Here is a 3,175-nt window from a genome sequence, read left to right on the forward strand (position 1 = left end):
GCACAAAATTCGAAACCAGCCAAAAAAACCAGCCCACCACACGGGGTGCGGCAGACCAGCCAATTCAACCAATCAAAAAACAATCGGTATCAACAAACTTGGCACACTATTGAGTTCTCAAACAACAAACACGTGGGAATACTTTTTCGAGCCAGATCCGAAGTTTTCCTTCGAAATCCTCCAAAGCTCTTTATTTCTTCGCCGTGGTGTGTTACTAACTTATTTCATTTCCTTTCTCCTTGTCAAATCCGTTCTTTTCGGTGAAACCCGAGAAGTATTCGACAAGAGGAATCAACCACAGCAAAATAAAGCATCATCCGGCTTTAGTGCTCAGCACACGCTGGACTAGCTTCAAGAATTTGGTGGGGTTGGCTGCCCTCAGCGGGGCAACTCAGAAAACATTACATGCCTCCGCGCACCAGCGCAAACCGGACGGGCACGTTGTGATGAGCATCGCAGGGTACTCATCTCCTGCACTCCAGCGGCTGCCTGGCCAGCGCATCCGCTGCCCAAGCTGCTTCATTGAAACGCCTCGATTCAGCTCGAGGGACGCAGCGCAGACCACGGGCTCTCGTTTCGGCGCGGCCCACCGGGGGGAGGCCTCGTAAAGGGCCTACCGCAGGGTGAGCCACAGAGCTAATGTTGCACCGTCATCGAGGAGGATCCGCCGTGATTTCCGCAAGCACCGCTGCGTTGCTGATAGCTGTGTCTCTTCCGATCGCCCTCATCCCCGGGCCTTCGGTGGCCTTCATCCTAACCACGACTCTGCGTTCCGGACGCGGTGGAGGTTTAGCCGCCGTCGCCGGGATCGAGTTGGGTTATGTTCTGCATGTGGCCGGCGCCGCCCTCGGCATCTCGGCCCTAGTGGCTGCAAGCGCAATCGCGTTCACAGTAGTCAAGGTCGCCGGCGTCCTGTACCTGCTCTGGTTGGCCTTCCGCGCCTTGGGCTCTCGCAGGCAAGGAACCTTGGAACAGCCCGCCGTCCAGGACGTGGAACCCACAGTGAGGCGCAGCCTTACTCGAGGATTCATGGTTGGTGCGCTGAATCCCAAGACTGCCATGTTCTTTGTGGCCTTCCTCCCCCAGTTCGTCCAACCCGGAGCTGGACCCATCTGGCTGCAACTCACTCTGCTGGGCTTTCTTTTCATTCTTGTGATGACCGTCCCCGACACGGTCTGGGCTCTGGCCGGCGCTGCGCTCCGCCGCCATCTCCCCCGCCTGAAACTGCGCGTGCTCGACCGCGTCAGCGGCTGCGTGTATCTCTTCATGGCCGCAGCCGCGTCGACCGTCCGGCGCACCACCCCGTAGGGTGGGCCTGGCCGGCGCAGGTCCCCTAGCCGACCCCTTCACGTCTGCCGCACCTAGGCGCCACTCGCTGGGTAACCGTTCCGCGGGAGCCCTTGAGGCTGTCTTTGAGCCGGGCCTACTTCGGCACGGTCCAAGGCCGGCCCGAGGGGCCCTGTAGTGCGTTTCCTCTGCAGGTGATGGGTGATCTGGGGACGATTCCGCCGTCGTTGAGGAAGCCGCCGCGGGGACCGCCGTCCGAGAGTGGCGGGGTGCGAGATTTAGTGGAATCGCAGCCCCTTGGTCGGCGGGGCGCGGGGCGTTGAACCCGTTGAGTCGGTTGCCGTGCCCTGCAGGGCTGCGCGGCGTGCCCGATGGAAGGAGCTCGGTGATTTAGATGGTTGTGCGGTGTTCCTCCATGGAGGAACACCAGGTGGGTTCCGAGGACTTGAAAAGGCTTTGCGGGGTCCTTTGGCCTTCCGCGGTTGATGCCGGTTAGCCCGTGACCGGGACCCGTGCCTTCGCCTCTGGCGCGCTACGAGTTGCAATCGGTCGGCTCGGGCACCGCAGCGCCCGCGTCGCACGTCAGGCGTCACCGTCGAGAATCCCGCCGTCTAGAATCCGGCTGTATCGCAGGCGCAGTGCACGTTCGGTGCTGGCAGTGATCGCCGCGACAACCAGGAAGACGTTCACCCACTCGGGCAGGCGGACGGGGCTGTTCAGCGTACCGACGCTCTCCGCTAACAGCGGGATCGATGTGAGCTGCTCGATGATCTGGGGCAGGCCGAGCACCAGGGCGAGGAGAAGCACGACCATGGACGCCGCGCCCAGGGTGCGGCTTAACGCCGGACGGGTTCGTTCAAGGTGTGCCCGTCGCCCCTCAGCCGATGCGTGATCGGGAAAGAGCTGTCGCTGTGTCCCGTCGTACGTCACGTAATGACACCGCCTGAGTCCGTAAGCGCTGGTCGCGACCTCGATCCGACCACCGGGGACGGGAAAGACCGCCGGAACCTTCGATCGTGCGGTGTTGATGCCATCGCGATAGAGCCGGGCGTACACCTCTCCGTCCGGATCGCCCCCATGCCGAATGTCGACGGACCAGGTTTCCGGCGGGGCGTCTCCATAGCTCAGGGGAAGGTGGAACACCGAGCGAGAGAACAGTTGCCACCAACGAACGGGCTGCAGCGCGTGGCCGTCTCCGGGTTTGACCCTATTCATCGTCGCCTCCTCCTGAGCCGGGCATTCCCGGCATCCACTCACCGAAGACGGCACCACCGGTCGACATCCGGCATCCGGCAGCACGCCGCGGTGGGTACTTGCAAAGTACCAGCGTTCCATCCCCTCATACCCGAGCCTAGTGCCGGGTCACGGTTCGGCGGTGACACTACGCCACTACTGCCGGTTCGCGATGAAGCGCAGACTGGGGAGGAGATGAAGAACCTGCAACCGTGCGGGCGTGGACGCCACCATCTCCGCGCAGGCGCTCATCAACGACATCCCGCTCGCCGAGCGGGAGGGAGATGTGCTCCGTGTGGCAAGTGACGGATATTCGGTGCAGGACATCGCTCGAATCCTGCACCTTGCCCCCGGCACGGTCCGCAACTAACTTTCAAGTGCCATCGGCAAGACCCACACCACGACCCGCCACGACGCCGCCCGTTACGCGCGGGAACACGACTGGCTGTGAATGGATCTGGTCGAACCCAGATCTGCAATGCCACGCTGTGAGGTGATGACGAGCGGATCGGAGGGCGGCCCGGTGGCTGCCGGTGCTGGGGTGCGTGCAGCCGTGGCGGTGGGCGGCCCCGGTGGGTGCCGGTGCCGGTTGTGGGCCCTGCCGGTGCCGGTTGGGGGCCCTGCCGGTGGGGTCCGGGGTGGGGTGGGGGGTGGG

At 63.1% G+C, this 3,175-nt stretch carries 4 protein-coding genes; 3 read left to right on the top strand and 1 reads right to left on the bottom strand.

Annotated features, from left to right (window positions below; translation table 11 throughout):
• Positions 1-349 (top strand): hypothetical protein (locus GVV77_RS18210; RefSeq protein ID WP_210252857.1); only part of this gene is annotated, 349 nt, incomplete at its 5' end.
• Between the two features lie 320 nt (positions 350-669).
• The gene (locus GVV77_RS17980; RefSeq protein ID WP_159620694.1) at positions 670-1,308 is read left to right on the top strand and encodes a LysE family translocator; all 639 of its coding nucleotides are present in this window, start codon (positions 670-672) and stop codon (positions 1,306-1,308) included.
• Between the two features lie 561 nt (positions 1,309-1,869).
• Here the strand turns inward: GVV77_RS17980 and GVV77_RS17985 are convergent.
• Complete coding sequence (locus GVV77_RS17985; RefSeq protein WP_159620696.1) at positions 1,870-2,502, bottom strand: hypothetical protein; 633 nt, start codon at positions 2,500-2,502, stop codon at positions 1,870-1,872.
• Positions 2,503-2,740: 238 nt separating this feature from the next.
• Here GVV77_RS17985 and GVV77_RS18455 point away from each other — a divergent pair, with 238 nt between their 5' ends.
• Positions 2,741-2,890, top strand: coding sequence for a LuxR C-terminal-related transcriptional regulator (locus GVV77_RS18455; protein WP_246199900.1), 150 nt, complete (start codon positions 2,741-2,743; stop codon positions 2,888-2,890).
• Positions 2,891-3,175: the final 285 nt, after the last annotated feature.

The organism is Arthrobacter zhaoguopingii, from assembly GCF_009828605.1.
GTDB lineage: Bacteria > Actinomycetota > Actinomycetes > Actinomycetales > Micrococcaceae > Arthrobacter_D > Arthrobacter_D zhaoguopingii.

What these genes read in the sequence shown, in the direction of transcription:
- GVV77_RS17985 (WP_159620696.1), bottom strand. Translation starts at nt 2,502, where the DNA reads ATGAATAGGGTCAAACCCGGAGACGGCCACGCGCTGCAGCCCGTTCGT.